Origin of the sequence: Sphingomonas sp. (assembly GCF_045810705.1) — a bacterium.
Taxonomy (GTDB): domain Bacteria; phylum Pseudomonadota; class Alphaproteobacteria; order Sphingomonadales; family Sphingomonadaceae; genus Sphingomicrobium.
The window spans coordinates 1-14,834 of sequence record NZ_JBJMVI010000003.1; the positions used below are offsets into that span (position 1 = coordinate 1).

15 protein-coding genes and 1 tRNA gene are annotated in these 14,834 nt (G+C 66.8%); 6 read left to right on the forward strand and 10 right to left on the reverse strand.

The genetic code is table 11. From position 1 onward, the window contains the following. From ACJ8FR_RS01345 to hemB, 3 genes are all read left to right on the forward strand, one after another. A partial coding sequence (locus tag ACJ8FR_RS01345) for a class I tRNA ligase family protein (RefSeq protein WP_407826807.1) occupies positions 1-1,159 on the forward strand: 1,159 nt, incomplete at its 5' end. 9 nt (positions 1,160-1,168) lie between these two features. Continuing rightward, a complete protein-coding gene (locus ACJ8FR_RS01350) occupies positions 1,169-2,641 on the forward strand; it encodes an MATE family efflux transporter (protein ID WP_407826808.1) in 1,473 nt (490 codons plus the stop codon). A 9-nt stretch (positions 2,642-2,650) separates the two neighbouring features. Further along, positions 2,651-3,643: a porphobilinogen synthase gene (gene hemB, locus ACJ8FR_RS01355; protein WP_407826809.1), complete on the forward strand. Its 993-nt coding sequence runs from the start codon at positions 2,651-2,653 to the stop codon at positions 3,641-3,643. Here hemB and ACJ8FR_RS01360 read toward each other — a convergent pair. The 3 genes from ACJ8FR_RS01360 to ACJ8FR_RS01370 form a co-directional block, all read right to left on the reverse strand. Next, complete coding sequence (locus ACJ8FR_RS01360) at positions 3,640-4,137, reverse strand: hypothetical protein (RefSeq protein ID WP_407826810.1); 498 nt, start codon at positions 4,135-4,137, stop codon at positions 3,640-3,642. The genes hemB and ACJ8FR_RS01360 overlap by 4 nt on opposite strands. A gap of 23 nt (positions 4,138-4,160) precedes the next feature. Beyond that, a tRNA-Arg gene (locus ACJ8FR_RS01365) sits at positions 4,161-4,237 on the reverse strand. A 91-nt stretch (positions 4,238-4,328) separates the two neighbouring features. Next, on the reverse strand, positions 4,329-4,502 hold the full coding sequence (locus ACJ8FR_RS01370; protein WP_407826811.1) for a hypothetical protein: 174 nt from the start codon (positions 4,500-4,502) through the stop codon (positions 4,329-4,331). 237 nt (positions 4,503-4,739) lie between these two features. On the opposite strand from ACJ8FR_RS01370, the gene ACJ8FR_RS01375 reads away from it, so the two are divergent. Together ACJ8FR_RS01375 and ACJ8FR_RS01380 are read left to right on the forward strand one after the other, a co-directional pair. After that, a complete protein-coding gene (locus tag ACJ8FR_RS01375) occupies positions 4,740-4,994 on the forward strand; it encodes a hypothetical protein (RefSeq protein ID WP_407826812.1) in 255 nt (84 codons plus the stop codon). Positions 4,995-5,049: 55 nt separating this feature from the next. Continuing rightward, the gene (locus tag ACJ8FR_RS01380) at positions 5,050-5,391 is read left to right on the forward strand and encodes a hypothetical protein (RefSeq protein ID WP_407826813.1); all 342 of its coding nucleotides are present in this window, start codon (positions 5,050-5,052) and stop codon (positions 5,389-5,391) included. A 365-nt stretch (positions 5,392-5,756) separates the two neighbouring features. Here ACJ8FR_RS01380 and ACJ8FR_RS01385 read toward each other — a convergent pair whose 3' ends face one another. From ACJ8FR_RS01385 to ACJ8FR_RS01405, 5 genes are read right to left on the reverse strand one after another with little or no spacing between them, the layout of a single operon-like run. After that, on the reverse strand, positions 5,757-7,007 hold the full coding sequence (locus ACJ8FR_RS01385) for an N-succinylarginine dihydrolase (RefSeq protein WP_407826814.1): 1,251 nt from the start codon (positions 7,005-7,007) through the stop codon (positions 5,757-5,759). Further along, positions 7,004-8,020 carry an arginine N-succinyltransferase gene (locus ACJ8FR_RS01390; protein ID WP_407826815.1) on the reverse strand — a complete coding sequence of 339 codons (1,017 nt, stop codon included), beginning with the start codon at positions 8,018-8,020 and terminating at the stop codon, positions 7,004-7,006. Before ACJ8FR_RS01390 ends, ACJ8FR_RS01385 begins: the two co-directional genes overlap by 4 nt. Next, positions 8,017-9,222 carry a hydrolase gene (locus tag ACJ8FR_RS01395; protein ID WP_407826816.1) on the reverse strand — a complete coding sequence of 402 codons (1,206 nt, stop codon included), beginning with the start codon at positions 9,220-9,222 and terminating at the stop codon, positions 8,017-8,019. Before ACJ8FR_RS01395 ends, ACJ8FR_RS01390 begins: the two co-directional genes overlap by 4 nt. A 42-nt stretch (positions 9,223-9,264) precedes the next feature. Then, positions 9,265-10,665: a Ppx/GppA family phosphatase gene (locus ACJ8FR_RS01400; RefSeq protein WP_407826817.1), complete on the reverse strand. Its 1,401-nt coding sequence runs from the start codon at positions 10,663-10,665 to the stop codon at positions 9,265-9,267. Positions 10,666-10,715: 50 nt separating this feature from the next. After that, a complete protein-coding gene (locus ACJ8FR_RS01405) occupies positions 10,716-12,923 on the reverse strand; it encodes an RNA degradosome polyphosphate kinase (protein ID WP_407826818.1) in 2,208 nt (735 codons plus the stop codon). Between the two features lie 94 nt (positions 12,924-13,017). Between ACJ8FR_RS01405 and ACJ8FR_RS01410 the strand changes: the two genes are divergently transcribed. Then, on the forward strand, positions 13,018-13,380 hold the full coding sequence (locus tag ACJ8FR_RS01410; RefSeq protein WP_407826819.1) for a hypothetical protein: 363 nt from the start codon (positions 13,018-13,020) through the stop codon (positions 13,378-13,380). Between the two features lie 16 nt (positions 13,381-13,396). Here ACJ8FR_RS01410 and ACJ8FR_RS01415 read toward each other — a convergent pair whose 3' ends face one another. Further along, complete coding sequence (locus ACJ8FR_RS01415) at positions 13,397-13,870, reverse strand: RNA pyrophosphohydrolase (protein WP_407826820.1); 474 nt, start codon at positions 13,868-13,870, stop codon at positions 13,397-13,399. Further along, positions 13,867-14,796, reverse strand: a complete 930-nt coding sequence (locus ACJ8FR_RS01420) for an alpha/beta hydrolase (protein ID WP_407826821.1) — start codon at positions 14,794-14,796, stop codon at positions 13,867-13,869. The genes ACJ8FR_RS01415 and ACJ8FR_RS01420 overlap by 4 nt, the downstream gene beginning before the upstream one ends. Positions 14,797-14,834 lie beyond the last annotated feature (38 nt).

A 14,834-nucleotide genomic window follows, 5' to 3' on the forward strand; every position in this document is an offset into this window, starting at 1 on the left:
GCTCGGCCTGATCGACAAATATGGCGCCGACGCGCTGCGCTTCACGCTTGCCGCGATGGAAAGCCAGGGCCGCGACATCAAGCTCGATGAGAAGCGCGTCGAGGGCTACCGCAATTTCGCGACCAAGCTGTGGAATGCCGCGCGATTCCTGCAGATGAACGGGGTGGGAGCGTCAGACTCGATTTATGCGCCCGAGGCCGAGCTTCCGGTCAACCGCTGGATCATCGGCGAGGTGGTCGAAACGCTGGCCAAGCTCGACCGCGCGTTCGACGAGCTGCGCTACGACGAGATGGCCGACGCCATCTATCACTTCGTCTGGGGCACCTTCTGCGACTGGTATGTGGAGCTGATCAAGACCGAGTTTTCGCCGCGGTCTGTCGATGCTCGAATCCTGGATCAACTCGCCGCCGAAGACCGTGAGAAGGGTCTCGCGATCGAGCAAGGATATGTGGCTCAGCGGACAGAAGAAACGCGCAAGATCGCCGCCTGGGCGTTCGACCAGATCCTGGTGATGCTCCATCCGCTGATGCCGTTCATCACCGAGGAGCTGTGGCAGGCGATGCCAGCGGGAGGGGACAAGCGGCCGTATGAGTTGATCGTCGCCAGGTGGCCCAAACCGGACGTCGATCGTTTCATAGAAATGCCGTCTGCCGACGGAGGCGCGCAGCCCTACGACATCTACGCAGCATGCAAGATGGTTGTCGAGCGAGACATTGACCTCATTGCTCAGGTCCGGGCGCTTCGCACCGAACTCAATATTCCCTGGTCGGCGAGTCTCATACCGACGTTCTTGCAGGACGACGATGACTACGGCCTGTCTTTGCGTCTCGATGAAAATGAAGCGATCAATCGGCTCGCGAAGCTCGGACCAGCGAAATTCGTGCAAACGCTCGATCCAAATTCGGCGCAGATCGTCGTCAAAGGCACCAGCGTCGCCTTCCCGCTAGAAGGCGTGATCGACGTCGAAGCAGAACGTTCGCGCCTGGCAAAAGCGACGGCCGCCGCCCAAAAGGAGTGCGACAGCCTCGCCCAGCGGCTTGCCAACCCGAATTTCACCGAGCGCGCCAAGCCCGAGGCGGTGGAAAAGGCGCGGGCGGACCATGAGGCGAAGGCCGCTGAGGCCGAACGGCTCCGCGCGGCGTTAGAGCGGCTCGGATAAGGCGAAGAAGTGGCAGACGCAGCAGCATCCAGGCAACCGCGAGGCCGCGGCAACCTGACTGAAGGCCCCATCGCCAAGACCCTGCTCGCCTTCGCCCTGCCGACGCTCGCCTCCTCGATCCTCCAGTCGCTGAACGGCACGGTCAACGCCATCTGGGTCGGCCGCCTCCTCGGCGAGGGGGCACTCGCCGCGACATCGAACGCCAACATGGTGATGTTCCTGCTGACCGCCTTCGTGTTCGGCTTCGGCATGGCCTCGACCATCCTCATCGGCCAGGCCTGGGGCCGGGGCGACGTGGACGGTGCGCGGCGCGTGTTCGGCACCGCAAGCGGCGCCTTTGCGGTGGTCACCGTGATCATCGCGATTGCCGGCTATTACCTCGCGCCGGCGATCCTGCACCTGTTGGGGACGCCGGGCGATGCCGCGCCGCTCGCGCTTGCGTATCTGCGCGTCATCTTCCTCGCGCTTCCGGCACTGCTGCTCCTCACCCTGCTGATGATGGCCTTGCGCGGATCGGGCGACAGCCTGACGCCTTTGTGGTTCATGATCATCGCTGTCGTCCTCGACAGCGGCCTCAACCCCTTCTTCATCCGCGGCATCGGCCCGATTCCTCGCATGGGGATCGCGGGGTCGGCGATGTCGACGCTGGTCGGCAATTACGTCAGCCTGATCGGCCTGTTCATCTACATCTACGCGAAGGATCTGCCGCTGCGGCTGCGCGGCCGCGAGCTTGGCTATTTGCTGCCCGATCCCGCAATCCTCAAAACGCTGGTGGTCAAGGGGCTGCCGATGGGCATCCAGATGATCGTCATCTCGATGTCCGCCTTGGCGCTGGTCGGGATGGTCAACCGCGAAGGTGTCGAGACCGCGGCCGCATTCGGCGTCGCGATGCAGCTCTGGACCTACGTCCAGATGCCGGCGATGGCGCTCGGTGCCGCCGTTAGCGCGATGGTCTCGCAGAACATCGGTGCCGGCAAATGGGAACGCGTCGGCCAGGTGACGCGGGTCGGGATCGTCCAATCGCTGCTGATCACTGGCGGGCTGCTCGTGCTCCTGACGCTCGCCGACCGGACGGTGCTCAGCCTGTTCATGGGCCCAGACAGCCCGGCGCTGCCGATCGCTCGGCACATCCATCTGCTCGCGAGCTGGAACTTCCTCCTGTTCGGCGTGATGATGGTGCTGTTCGCGACCGTCCGCGCCAATGGCGCCGTGTGGGCGCCGCTGATCATCCTCGCCGTCGGCCTGGTGCCGGTCCGCTTCGGCTACATCCTCGCGACCTACGGTTGGCTCGGCGCCGACGCGATCTGGACGAGCTTCCCGGTGACCTCGCTGATCAACCTCACGCTCGCCGGTGCTTATTATCTCAACGGGAGCTGGAAGAAGGCGCGGATGACGGTCACCGAGCGCCCCGACACCGACGAATGCACCGAGGAAGCGCTCGCAACGCGCGAACCGGGTGGTGCTCTCAATCCAGCGGGGTAAAGCGGCGCCATGTCCGCTTCCTTCCCTTACCTGCGCATGCGCCGCGGCCGCTCTAGCCCGTGGATGCGTGCGATGCTGGCCGAGAACCGGCTTCACCCGAGCGACTTCATCTGGCCCTTGTTCATCTGCGAAGGCCGCGATTGTGCGGAGCCGATCGGCTCTCTCCCGGGCGTCAGCCGGTGGAGCGTCGACCGCATTGGCGCCAAAGCGAAAGAGGCGGCCGCGCTCGGCATCCCCTGCGTCGCCCTGTTCCCCAACACGCCCGAAGCGCTGCGCACCGAGCGTGCCGAGGAAGCGCTGAACCAGGACAATCTCATCTGCCGCGCGATCCGCGCGATCAAGGATTCGGTGCCCGGGATCGGCGTGCTGACCGACGTCGCGCTCGATCCTTATACCGCGCATGGCCATGACGGGCTGACCGACGAACTCGGCAATGTGATCAACGACGATACCGTCAGCGTCCTGGTTGAGCAGGCATTGGTCCAGGCCGCCGCGGGCGCGGACATCGTCGCGCCTTCGGACATGATGGATGGCCGCGTCGCGGCAATTCGGGGGGCGCTCGAATCGGCCGGCCACCAGAATGTCGCGATCATGGCCTATGCGGCCAAATATGCGTCGGCGTTCTACGGCCCGTTCCGCGAGGCGGTCGGCAGCCAGGGACGCCTCAAAGGGGACAAGCGCGACTACCAGATGGACCCGGCCAACATCGAGGAGGCGTTGCGCGAGGTCGAGCTCGATCTCGCCGAGGGCGCGGACTTCGTGATGGTCAAGCCCGGCCTGCCCTATCTCGACGTGGTTGCGCGGGTGAAGGACGCGTTCGGGGTCCCGACCTTCGTCTACCAGGTGAGCGGCGAATATGCGATGATCGAACATGCCGCGGCGGCCGGGGCGGGCGATCGCGACGCGCTGATCCTCGAGACCTTGGTGGCGTTCAAGCGGGCCGGCGCGACCGGTGTCCTCACCTATCACGCGCTGGATGCTGCGCGGCTGATCTCGGATTAAATCCCGAGCCGCTTCTGGACGGCGTCGACCCGCGCCGACTGGCGGGCATCGAGCGTGCCGACCTCCGCCTGCGCGTCCATGACCGCGGCGAGGTCGTTGGGGGCGAGCCCCTGCTGGGCCTGCAGCGCGCTCGCGGCGAGCGCGTCGATATCGCCCAGCGCAGTCGCGACCGGCCGGCGCGCGGCGATGGCCGCGGTCAGCGCCTGCTCGGCAACGATCCAGCCCTCGCTTTGCGGGGCGCCGGCCGCGGCGGCGAGGCGCTCGGCCTCCGAAGCAGCGGAATCGAATGGGCCGGCTCCCGCTCGCGCCTGCTCGACCAGGGCGGACAGTCGGCTCGCCAGCGCCGGCGTCACCGGCCGATTGTTCACTGGCCGGTTGACCGGCACGCGCGGGTCGATCGCCTCGGCCGCGCGCGGCTGGAGCGAGGGGTAGGGGCCGCCCGGCGCTGAGCACGCGCTAAGGGCAGCGATCGAGAGGAGAGCCACGCGCCGCATCGATGCCCGCTCTAAAAGGAAAATGGCGCGCCCGGAAGGATTCGAACCTCCGGCCCCCAGATTCGTAGTCTGGTGCTCTATCCAGCTGAGCTACGGGCGCGTGATGCCGAGTGACGGCAGGGGCGCGACATAAGGGGAGGAGTTGGCCGGCGCAACCCTGGTCGCGCGGCCTGGAGAACGGCTCGGCTTCGTCAGCCGTTGAGGATTGCGGCGCCGCAGATCGAGGCGGTGCAGGCGCTCGCGCGCTCGGCAAAATCCTCGGCCAATTTGCGATGCCACGCACGCGCCGTTTCGGTCACCGCGCGCTGGGCGGCCATCCGCTCCTCGATTGCGCGCCGGTTGTAGTAACGCAGGTTCGATTCCACTTGTCCGCTCCACTCGAGACGAATCGACCATCACCCGGCGAGGGCTAATCAATCGTAAAGATTCACGAGGCCGCGTGCGGATTGTCGCAGGGGCGAAACGACTCCCCGCGCTTTGTCCCACGCTGGAACAGGGCAGTGTCGCCAGAGTGACACCGATGGGGCAATCACCGACTGTCGATGAAACATAACGATTCGCCGCTCGTTGACGGGTCGAAGATGGTTTCGAAGGAAAGCACCATGCTGAGTTCGATTGAGTCCCGGCGTAGCGCGTTCAACCCGAACGCGAGGGGCTATCACGCCGTGTATCACGATGGCGAAGTCAATCACTGCCCGGGCTGCGGCCGCACCCATTGGATCATCGGCCGGTTGTCGGCCGAGTGCGCGTTCTGCTCGACGGCGCTGCCGCTGAAGGATGCGCTGACCCACGGGCCCGCCCCGACGCCGGTGTTCTGGAGCGGAAGCCGTCCCAACTACGCGGATCTCGCCGCCTAACGGCTCGTCATTTTTGCTGTTTTCGCTTCATGCGCCTGAGCTTATGCTTGGGCGCATGAAGAGATTCGCCTGCCTGGCCCTGCTCACCGCCGTTGCGACCCCCGCGTTCGGCGCCGGGGCGTCGAACTTCACGCTGGTCAACGGCACCAGCGCTGGCCTCGCCGAGCTGTCGATCCGCCGTGCCGGGACTCAGGAATGGAAGACGCTTGGGACCGCGCCTTCGGCCGGAGCGCGAAGCGCGATCAGTTTCAGCGATCCCGATTGCGCGTTCGATATCCGCGCCAAAGTCGCAGGCGCTGGTCCGATAACTTGGGCCGACGTCAATCTCTGCGCCGTGAAATCCGTGACTCTGAACCGCGACGGCTCGGCAGGCGCGTGGGTCGACTACGACCGCTAGTCACGCGGCGCTGCACCCCCGCACGGTAAGGGCCTGCCGCTAGCGCGGGTGCCGGCGAGCGCACCGAATCGAGCAGCTTGCCGCCGGCGACGAACACCACCGCCGTGCAGGCGATCGCCAGCAGCCATCCGCCCCAGCCGGGATATGCGTCGAGGTAGTGGCGGCCGCGTTCAACCGCGCCGAGCGCAATGGCATAGATCACCAGCCACGCCTCAAGGCGCGTCTTGATTTGGAAAAGCCGACTGATTTTGCTCAGCATCGCCATTCGTTAACGCATCAACGGACCAAGTGCGGTTTTGAGCCGGAAATTCCCTAAGCAACAAGGTTAAAATGAAACGGCGCGGATTCCCGTTTCGGGACAGGCCTCAGATCAGCTCAGCGAGCCCGAGTCTGTCGAGCAATGCGGCGCGGGCCTGTTCGATCTGCGCGATCAGCGCCGGCCGCTGCAGCTCCGCGTGATCGATCTGTTCGGGCCAGTGCCCGCGGATGACATCGGTCATCGCGTCCAGCTTGCCATTGTCGACGATGAACCTCGGGTCGACGTCCGCTGGATCGGCGACGACGCGGAGGCGCAGGCAGGCCGGGCCGCCGCCGTTGGCCATCGACTGACGAACGTCGACCACCTCCGCGCGGCGGATCGGGCCGTTGCCGGCGACGTGCTGCTCGATCCACCGCCACACGGTCGGCGTCTCGCGCGCCTCCGTTGGCAGGATCAGGGTCGGCTGGCCGTCGGGCGGCGTCACCAGCTGCGCGTTGAACAGGTAGGATCGGATCGCGTCGGCGAGCGGAACCTCGGCTGCGGGGACCTCAACATAATCGAACCCTGGCACGAGCCGCTCACACGCCTCGATCAGCGCGTCCCTGTCGGCGAATGCCTGCTCGTGAGCGAACAGCACACGCTCATTTGCGACCGCGACCACGTCGTTATGGAAGGCGCCCGCGGCGATCGCCGCTTCCGATTGCTCGGCGAAGATCACCCGCTCAGGTTCGAGCTGGTGGCGACGGGCAACGGCGCGCGAGGCCTCGACATGCTGACGCGCGGGGAAGGCCCCGCCTGATACGCCATAGACGAAGATCTCGACGCCGGGCTCGCCGTGCGCCGGGGCGAGCCGCATGTGGTTGGCCGCACCCTCGTCGCCGAACGCCGCCGGCACGGGCGGGTGGACGGCGAAGGCGCGCGCCGCGAAGGCAAGGCGAAGCTGGGCAAGCGTCGCCGGCCACTCGTGGCTGCGGTGCGGCATGGTCCGCAGGTTGGCGACCGTCAGGTGGCACTTGCCGTCAGCGGTATCGGGCGCTGGCGACACGGTCGCGGCATTGGCCGCCCACATCGCCGAGGCGGACATGGCATTGGCGGCGAGGGCCGCGTCGGCGTCCTCGATGTTGGTGCCGAGTTCCGCCAGCCACGCCCGATCGGGACGCGGGTGCGGCACGATGATTCCCTGGGCGAGGCCGAGCGCGAGGTTGGCTCGCATCTTGTTGAGCCCCTCGATCGCCGCCGCGCGCGGCTGCGACGCCGCCCCCGCGTTGCGGGCCGATGCGAGATTGCCGAGGCTGAGGCCGGCATAATTGTGGCTGGGGCCGACGACGCCGTCGAAATTGATCTCGCGCAGGCTCACTTCGCGGCCATCACCACGGCGTCGCCGACGTCGACCTCGAGCAGCTCCGCCGCCTCGCGGTCGATGCAAATGCCTTTCTTCGGCACTTTCCTGACCGAAGCGCAGCAGGCACGGAAGCCCGTGAGCTGCCCCGCGGCGACAACCATTTTCGCCGCTCCGGCTTCGCCGATCTCGGCGATTGTTTCAGTTCGCGCCTCGCGAAGAGTGCGGATCTGATCGGTCAGCGCGGTGACCGTCGGCCCGCCGTCGAAAATGTCGACGTAGCGGTCGAAGGTGAAGCCTTCCTGTTCCAGCATGCGCAGCGCAGCCCGGCCGCTCGGATGCGGCTGACCGATGACCGCCTTGGCGCTGTCCGCGAGCAGATCGACGTAGATCGGTGTCTTCGGCATCAGGTCAGCGATGAAACGCGTGCCGTGGACGGCGTTGAACTCGTCGGCTTCCGGAAATGTCATCCCAAAGAATCGGCCGGCGAGGCCATCCCAGAAGGGCGCATTGCCCGCTTCGTCCATCACTCCGCGGAGCTCGGCCAGCGTGCGGTCTCCGAAGCGAAGGCGGTGGAGCTTCATGAACAGATAGCGGCTGCGCGCAAGCAGTGCGCCCCACCCGCCGGCGCGCAGATGCGGATGGAGGAACAGGCCGCCGACTTCGGACGAGCCCTCAAGATCGGTGGTCAGGGTCAGCATCTGGTTGCGGAAGGTCTTGCCGAGCTCCGGGCTCGATTGCGTCAGCGTGCTCAAATGATAGCTATAGAAAGGCTGGACGACACCGACCTGGCCGAACACCTGGCAGGTGCCGCGAATCACGCCGGCCTTGGGGTCCTCGAGCACGAAGACATAGAGGTCGCCTTCCTGCCGGTCTTCTTCGCGCCCGAACGACTTGTGCGAACGATCGAGCTTAGCGACCAGCGTGCCACGGTCGGCGGGCAGGTTGGTAAAGCCGCCGCCGGTCAGCTTGGCCATCTGGTAGATGGCGCGGAAATCCTCGCCGGATGCGGGGCGGATGCGGAAGCTCATGCGCCCTCCGCGAGCCGGAGAATGGTGAGCGCGCTCAGCGCCGCACGCTCGGCGAGGCTGTCGACGATCAGGAACTCCTCCGGGCTGTGGATCTTGCCGCCACGAACGCCCATCGTGTCGACGACCGGCACGCCGCACGCGGCGATGTTGTTGCCGTCGCAAACGCCCCCCGACGGCTGCCAGGCGATCTCCTGACCAAGGTCGGTCCCCGCCTGTTTGACCAGGCCGAACAGCTTTTCGGCTGCCGCGGTCAGCGGCTTGGGCGGACGGCCGAAGCCGCCGCTGATCTCGACGTGAACATCCCGCTCGGCGGCAACCGCATCCACCGCGCTGGCCACCGCCTGTTTCGCCGCGGCTTCGACCGCGGGGTCACGCGGGCGCAGATTGACGCGCAGGATCGCGAGGTCGGGGACGACATTGCTTGGGCTGCCGCCTTCGATCCTCGACGGGTTCACGCTCAGCCCCTCGCGGCGCAGCGTGTCGAGCCTGAGTGCGAGGTCGGCGGCCGCGAGCAGGGCGTTGCGGCCGTCTTCGGGATTGCGCCCGGCGTGCGCGCTTCGCCCACGCACCACGAATGCGAAATTCCCGCTGCCCGGCCGCGCGCCCGCAAGCGTCCCGTCGGGCAGCGCGGCGGGCTCGTAGGTCAGCGCAGCGCGCTTGCCTTGCGCGGCGCGGGCGAGCAGCGCGGCGGACGCGGGCGAGCCCACCTCCTCGTCGCTGTTGATCACGACCTCATAGCCGAAGCGGTCGGCGGCTGGGATGCGCTCGACCGCGCCGAGGGCAGCGAGCATCACCGCGAGGCCGCCCTTCATGTCCGCCACTCCGGGACCGTTGAGCACTTCGTCCTCGAGCCACCGCGTCTGCTGGAACGGATGGTCGGCCGCGAACACCGTGTCCATGTGTCCGGTGAAGAGGAGCTGGATGGGCGCCGTCGGCCGCACGGTGAGGTGCAGATGCCGGCCATGCTCGATCGTCACGGTTCGACCAGCCGCGTCCACCGCTTCGACCGGCGCCGGGTTATCCAGGCGCAGGATTCCGGGCAGCGCCGCGAAGGCATCGACCAGCAAATCGGCCATGCGCTCGAGGCCGGCGAGATTGCGCGAGCCGCTGTTGATCGCAGCCCAGGCCAGGACCTGATCGAGCATATGCTCAGCGCCCGCGCGTTCGACGACCGCGCGCTCACTCGACGATAGTAACGCCATGGAAACGGCTCTAGCCGCGCCGCCTCACCCGCGCCACCCCGGCTAGATCGCCGCGATGGCCGGTTTGCATCCGAGCAACTCGGCGAGCCGGGTGAGCCGCCGTTCGACTTGATCGCCGACTAGCGCTTCCTCGCCGCGCCGGACGGCCAGCTGAACCACGCCGTCGGCGACGGTCAGGCTGGTGCGTTTCAGCACCGAGCCGACCCCGCCTGAGAGCCGCTGGCCGAGGCGCATCGCCGACCCCCAGCAGTGGGCGCGCTTCAGCTGGTCTTCCTTGCACAGCGGGATGACGCGCGCATCCGGCAGCCGATCGCGGCCGAAGCTCGCGGACAAGGCTTGCGCCATGATTACGCGGCCGCCCGGGCTGACGGCCACCCAATTGCCGTGCAGCGCCATCTCGATGCCGCGGTCGGCGCGGAAGCCGGGGTTCGCCTGCCAGGCGACATCGGCGAGCAGGCATGAAGCGAGGCGCAGACGGCGCATCGCCGGCGGGTCGTCGAACAAAGGCGCGATCCACGCGTCGAGCAGGTCGCCATGCTGGCCGAAGCGGTGCTCGCCGCCACCGGCGTCACGCGCTTCCTCGATCAACGGGTCGACACGGCGCAAGTCGGGCTTCAGGCGCGAATAGAGCAGTCCTTCGCGAATGCCGTAGGTCGAGACCACGAGTTGCGAAGGTTCGAGTTCGTCGACCAGCAGTTCGAGCATCATCGCCGCGACCGGCGAGGTCGCCATGCGCGGCGGCGCCGCGGCGCCCGCGAGCCGCGGGTCGAGCGCACGCACCAGCTTGCGCAGCTCCTTGGCGCGCGCCGGCTTCATCCGGTATTGGTGGGTGATCGGCAGCGGGAAGTCGGTCGCCAGCATGTCGATCCGGGCCAGCGCGCGCCACGACCCGCCGACCGTGTAGAAGGTGCGGCCGCGGGCCTGTTCGAGCAAAGGCGATTTCTTGAGCGCGGCCTTGAGCAGCTTGCGCGCGTCGCGCTCGCCGCTTGCGTCCGGGTCGAGCCGCAGCACGCCCAAGGGTAAGGAAATGCCGTCGCTGGCCCTTCCGTCGGCGACATTTACCAGCTCGAGGCTGCCGCCGCCGAGATCGCCGACGATGCCGTCCGCTTCCGGAATCCCCGACAGCACGCCCTCGCCGGCGAGCCGCGCCTCCTCCTCGGCCGTCAGGACGGCGCAGCTGAAGCCGATCCGGTCCACTTCGCGGACGAACTCGGCGCCATCCTCGGCGTCGCGGATGGCGGCGGTCGCCACCACCTGCGTCCGGCGAACGCCCATATGGTCGAGCAGCAGCCTGAATCGCCTGAGCGCCGCCAGGGCCTTGTTTCGAGCGCCCTCCGCCAATCGGCTCGAATGATCGAGGCCCGCCCCGAGTCCCGCCAGAACTTTTTCGTTGAAGATCGGCGTCGGGATGCGCGGCGGGCCGGCATAGACGACCAGCCGCACCGAGTTGGATCCGATGTCGATGATCCCGACAGGCTCGGCGCTGGTCAGGATCAGCGCCCCCGGTTGAAGCGCAGCTTGGGCACCTTGCGGCCCTTCTTCAGGGCCTGGCCGCGGCCGGAAAGGCTCGGGTTGGACATGAAATAATTATGCAGGTTGAACTCCTGCTCGGGCTTCGCCGCCAGCCGCGAGTAGCTGCCGTCGGCGTTCAGGCGCCAGCTCTGCTGATTGTCGATCAAATTGGCGACCATCACCTGGTCGATGAGCTGCGCGTGCACCGTCGGGTTCTCGATCGGGAGCATATATTCGATCCGGCGGTCGAAATTGCGCGGCATCCAGTCGGCCGAGCTGATGTACACCTTGGCCTCCGCATGGGGCAGCTCGTGCCCGTTGGCAAAGCACCATAGCCGCGCATGTTCGAGGAAGCGCCCGACGATCGATTTGACGTAGATGTTGTCGCTGAGGCCCGGCACGCCCGGCCTCAGGCAGCAGATGCCGCGGACGACGAGGTCGATCGGAACGCCGGCCGCGCTGGCGTCGTAGAGTTTCTGAATGATCGGCGCATCGACGAGCGAATTCATTTTAGCCCAGATGCCGCACGGCTTCCCCGCCTTGGCGTTGGCGATCTCGGCGTCGATCAAGCGGATCAGTTCGGTTCTGAGCTGCGTCGGCGAGATCACCAGCTGCTTGAGGTTGCGCGGTTCCAGATAGCCGGTGATGTAATTGAACAGCTTCGCCGCATCGCGTCCGAGCTGCGGGTTGGCGGTGAAATAGCTGAGGTCGGTGTAGATGCGCGCGGTCAGCGGGTGGTAATTGCCGGTGCCGAAGTGACAATAGGTGCGAAAGCCCCGCTCCTCGCGGCGCACCACCACCGACACTTTGGCGTGGGTCTTCCAGTCGATGAAGCCATAGACGACCTGGACTCCCGCGCGCTCTAGCGCGCTCGCCCACATCAGGTTCTGCTCCTCGTCGAAGCGCGCCTTTAACTCGATCACTGCGGTGACCGATTTGCCCGATTCGGCCGCATCGATCAGCGCGCGGATGATCGCCGACTGCTTGCCGGCGCGGTACAGCGTCTGCTTGATCGCGACCACGTCCGGGTCGGCGGCGGCCTGCTCGATGAACTCGACCACCACCTCGAAGCTCTCGTACGGGTGGTGGACCAGAATGTCCTTCTCGCGGATCGCGGCGAAGCAGTCGCCGCCATGCTCGCGGATGCGCTCGGGGAAGCGCGGGTTGAAGGGCGTGAACTTCAGGTCTGGGCGATCCTCGTCGACCAGCTGCGACAGGTCCGCCATGCCCAGGAAGCCGCGGCTTTCCGAGGTGATCGCGATGGACGCGTCGAGCGCTTCCTTGACCTCGCGGACCAGACCCTCGGGCATGCCCGGCTCGATCTCCAGGCGGACCACCCGGCCGCGCCGCCGTCGCTTGATCGCCGTGCGGAAGTAGCGGACGAGGTCCTCGGCCTCCTCCTCGACCTCGATATCGCTGTCGCGGATGACGCGGAACGCGCCGCCGCGCAGCAACTCATATCGCGGGAACAGATATTCGGCCTTGCGGCGGATCAGGGTCTCGAGCGCGATATAGCGGCCGTTCTCGCCGGGGATGCGCACGAAGCGCGGCACGCTCGCCGGGGCCATGATCAATTCCCGGACGCTCGCCTTGCCCTTCTTCAGCTCGAAAATCAGGCTGAGCCCGCGGTTGGGAATGAACGGGAAGGGGTGCGCGGGGTCGATCGCCTGCGGCGTCAGCACCGGGAAGATCTGCTCGCGGAAATGAGTGTCGAGCCATGCCTCGGCCTCCGAGTCGAGCGGCTCGTCGCCGACGACGTGCATCGCGGACTTGTCGAGCAGCGCCTGGAGCGATGCCCAGACCTCATGCTGGCTGGTCACGAGCCGGTCGGCTTCGGCGGTGATCGCCGCGAGCTGCTGCGCGACGGTCAGGCCGTCCATCGATTGCTCTTCGACGCCGAGCGACTGGTGCGCCTTCAGGCCGGCGACGCGGACCATGAAGAATTCGTCGAGGTTGCTCGCCGAGATCGACAGGAAGCGGACGCGCTCGAGCAGCGGATGGTGGGGATTGGACGCTTCTTCCAGAACCCGGCGATTGAAGGCGAGCCAGCTCAGCTCGCGGTTGAAGAATCGTCCCTCGGCCTGTGGCAGGTCGGGCGCAGCGGCCGCGGCAGCCTTCGGCGAGGTGATGTCCGCAAGCGGCTCCATCAGTTCGTCACGACGGGAAAGGATGCGGCTCTTCTGATCCATTGCGTGTCGCTAAATTGAAACAGAGCCTCATTACAAAGATGTGACGGGAAATGGTATGACGCGCCGCCGCCACCGCCTGCCAGAGGGGGAATCCGTGCCGAAAGACAAGAAGAAGAGCAAGCCCGCCGACAAGGGCAAGAAGCCCAAGAAGACCGGCAAGGCCGGCGCGGCCGCCAAGGCACCGAGGAAGGTAGCCAGGAAGCTTCAGGGGCTCGCCGACAACCCGCTTGTCGCCGACATCGTCGCCGCAGCGCTGGTTGGGATGGCGAGTGCGCTCAAGGACTCGGACAAGGCGCGGAAGCTCGCGGGCAATGCCAGCGAGGAATTGGGCAAGATGGGCAAGAGCAGCGCCAAGCAGGGCGGCGCGATGTGGGACCTCGCGCTCAAGATAGGCCGCGACACGCTCGGCGCGCTCGCCGATGAAGCACGGTCCGGAAAGCGCGGCAAGTCGCGCTGATCGGCGTTACGCGACCTTACAGATAGTCGGCGAACTCGCGCAGCAGGCGTCGGTAGAGGTCGCGCTTGAACGGGACGATCAGCTCGGGGAGCTGGTCGGGCTCGATCCATTTCCACTCGCGAAATTCGGGATGTCTCGTCGCGATGTTGATGTCGCTATCGCGGCCGAGGAAGCGGGCGAGGTACCAATCCTGGTCCTGGCCCTTCCACTTGCCGCCCCACAGCTTGCCGCGCAGATCTTCGGGAAGGTCGTACTTCAGCCGCTCGGGACACTCGGCGACGCGCTCGACGAGGCGCGGCGCAATGCCGGTCTCTTCCTCCAGCTCGCGCAGCGCCGTCAGCCAGGGATCGTCCTCGCCCTCGTCAATCCCGCCCTGCGGCATCTGCCACGCCTCATCGGTGTTATCGATGCGCGCGCCGACGAACACCTTGCCCTCGTGGTTGAGCAGCATGACGCCGACTCCGCGGCGGTATTTTCCCTCGCGGCTCATCGCGCGCGCTCCACCCAGGGTTTGAGATAGTCGATGCAACGCTCAAGATCGTCATTCGCCGACGGCAGTGCCTTCCTCAAGTTGATGAAGCCGTGGATCGTGCCCGGTGCTTCCCAGTAGATGGTCTCGATCCCGGCCTCGGCGCAGCGCGCCGCATAAGCGCGGCCCTGGTCGCGGATCGGGTCGAGGCCGGGGGTCAGGACGAAGGTCGGCGGGAGGCCCTCGACGCCGGCCAGCAGCGGGCTGTAGCGCCAGTCGCCGCGCGGCCCAGCATAGCTCTCCTCGAACCAGTCCATGCTCGCCTTGGTCAGCAGGAAACCCTCGTTGAACTGGTCGTAGCTCGGATAGCGGACACATGGGTCGGCGGCAGGATAGATCAGCCACTGGCCCGCGACGGGCACGACCGCCGGCTCGTCGCGCAGCGCCGCGGCGATCGCTGCGGCGAGGTTCCCGCCCGCGCTGTCGCCGGCAAGAAACAGGCTCGTGGCGCGCCGGCCGAGCTCGTCACCATTGGACGCGACCCAGCGCGCGGCGGTGAGCGAATCGTCGAACGGTGTCGGGAACGGGTGCTCGGGCGCGAGGCGATAGTCGACCGCGACGACGGGCAGGTCGAGCTCGATCGCAACATGGACGCAGAACGGCTCGTGCGTCTCGAGGTCGCCGATCACCCAGCCGCCGCCGTGGATGAACAGCAGCAGCGGACCGGGTTCGCGCTCGGCTCTGACGTCATAAAGGCGCATGGGAACGGGCGCATCCACATCGCGGATGACCGCGATGTCGCGCGCCGGCACGTCGAAGGCGTGGCGTGAAGCCACCATCATCTGCCGCGCGCCTTCGGGGCCGACTTCATGGCCTTTTGGGCCCTCGAGGCGCTCGAGCATTTCGAGGAACGCACCGACGTCGGGACGGACGAAAGGATCAACCATGAGGCTGTCATTGCGGGCAGCGATGCGGCGAAGCAATC

Coding starts and splice junctions, on each gene's coding strand:
- hemB (WP_407826809.1), top strand. CDS start 2,651: ATGTCCGCTTCCTTCCCTTACCTGCGCATGCGCCGCGGCCGCTCTAGC.
- ACJ8FR_RS01360 (WP_407826810.1), bottom strand. CDS start 4,137: ATGCGGCGCGTGGCTCTCCTCTCGATCGCTGCCCTTAGCGCGTGCTCA.
- ACJ8FR_RS01375 (WP_407826812.1), top strand. CDS start 4,740: ATGCTGAGTTCGATTGAGTCCCGGCGTAGCGCGTTCAACCCGAACGCG.
- ACJ8FR_RS01380 (WP_407826813.1), top strand. CDS start 5,050: ATGAAGAGATTCGCCTGCCTGGCCCTGCTCACCGCCGTTGCGACCCCC.
- ACJ8FR_RS01390 (WP_407826815.1), bottom strand. CDS start 8,020: ATGAGCTTCCGCATCCGCCCCGCATCCGGCGAGGATTTCCGCGCCATC.
- ACJ8FR_RS01395 (WP_407826816.1), bottom strand. CDS start 9,222: ATGGCGTTACTATCGTCGAGTGAGCGCGCGGTCGTCGAACGCGCGGGC.
- ACJ8FR_RS01405 (WP_407826818.1), bottom strand. CDS start 12,923: ATGGATCAGAAGAGCCGCATCCTTTCCCGTCGTGACGAACTGATGGAG.
- ACJ8FR_RS01415 (WP_407826820.1), bottom strand. CDS start 13,870: ATGAGCCGCGAGGGAAAATACCGCCGCGGAGTCGGCGTCATGCTGCTC.
- ACJ8FR_RS01420 (WP_407826821.1), bottom strand. CDS start 14,796: ATGGTTGATCCTTTCGTCCGTCCCGACGTCGGTGCGTTCCTCGAAATG.